The following is a 565-nucleotide window of genomic DNA, read 5'->3' on the forward strand; positions in this document are numbered from 1 at the left end:
GCAATTCCTGGAGTAGGACTTTCACCTACAAGCCATGAGTCCTCCACGGCGCACTCAACCCATCACCCGCTTTGGAATCCGTACTCTCGTCAAACGCTATGCACTCAAGGGAAGCCACCGTGTACCTTCACTACGCACAAAACAGGTCAGTGCGCATACGATTCGGCACACCACCGCAGTCCACCTCCTGCGAGCTGGTGTGGATATTAATACCATCCGTGCCTGGCTGGGACACGTGTCTCTCCATACGACCAATATTTACGCTGAGGTTGATTTGGAGATGAAGGCAAAAGCGCTCGCTCATTGCGAAATTCCATCATTAGAACAAACCAGTAGACTGTGGCACAATAACCGGGGACTCATGGCTTTCCTAAGGACGTTGTAAGATTGCTTGATTGCTTATGTGACGTACAAATAGGAAAAATACTGTAAATAAAGGCCTTTTTTTTCTTTAGGTCACATAACTGCGGAGGTCACATAATGGATTTTATGTGCTATAGCACATAAGATCCAGTTGGCCGCTTTGTAACATATCCCACTAAAGCGCTCAGTATCGACAAAAGTT

General features: G+C 46.9%; 1 protein-coding gene. It reads left to right on the forward strand.

Features of this window, described 5'->3' with window-relative positions; genetic code table 11:
* Positions 1 to 34 precede the first annotated feature (34 nt).
* Positions 35 to 385 carry a tyrosine-type recombinase/integrase gene (locus HW443_RS14240; protein WP_176238391.1) on the forward strand — a complete coding sequence of 117 codons (351 nt, stop codon included), beginning with the start codon at positions 35 to 37 and terminating at the stop codon, positions 383 to 385.
* Positions 386 to 565 lie beyond the last annotated feature (180 nt).

This window comes from Candidatus Hakubella thermalkaliphila, assembly GCF_013281975.1.
GTDB classification, from domain to species: Bacteria; Actinomycetota; Humimicrobiia; order Hakubellales; family Hakubellaceae; genus Hakubella; species Hakubella thermalkaliphila.

What these genes read in the sequence shown, in the direction of transcription:
- HW443_RS14240 (WP_176238391.1), top strand. Translation starts at nt 35, where the DNA reads ATGAGTCCTCCACGGCGCACTCAACCCATCACCCGCTTTGGAATCCGT.